At 69.5% G+C, this 528-nt stretch carries 1 protein-coding gene; it reads left to right on the top strand.

Features of this window, described 5'->3' with window-relative positions:
- Positions 1 to 528 (top strand): arginase family protein (locus EOA60_RS36630; RefSeq protein WP_206628481.1); only part of this gene is annotated, 528 nt, incomplete at both ends.

Here is a 528-nt window from a genome sequence, read left to right as displayed (position 1 = left end):
GCCGACCGCGGCCGGCCGCTCTTCGTGCTGTGGCTCGACGCCCACCCGGATTTCCACACGCTCGACACCACCACCAGCGGCAATCTGCACGGCGTGCCGCTCGCCTATGCCAGCGGCCGTCCCGGCTTCAACGGCTATTTCCCCGACCTGCCCGCCGCAGTCGACCCGGCCCGCGTCTGCACCATGGGCCTGCGCAGCGTCGATTCTGCCGAGCGCCGCGCGCTGAAGGAAGCGGGTGTGACCGTGCACGACATGCGCGCCATCGACGAGCACGGCATCGCCCCGCTGCTGCGCGCTTTCCTGGCCAGGATCGAAGAGGCAAACGGGCTGCTGCATGTCAGCCTCGACGTCGACTTCCTCGATCCCTCGATCGCGCCGGCCGTCGGCACCACGGTTCCCGGCGGCGCCACCTTCCGCGAGGCGCATCTGGTGATGGAGATGCTCTCCGACAGCGGCCTGGTCTCCAGCCTCGACCTGGTCGAACTGAACCCGTTCCTCGACGAACGCGGCCGTACCGCGACCCTGATG

This window comes from Mesorhizobium sp. M1A.F.Ca.IN.020.06.1.1 (assembly GCF_004023265.1).
GTDB lineage: Bacteria > Pseudomonadota > Alphaproteobacteria > Rhizobiales > Rhizobiaceae > Mesorhizobium.
This window is presented reverse-complemented; position numbering and strand designations above follow the sequence as displayed.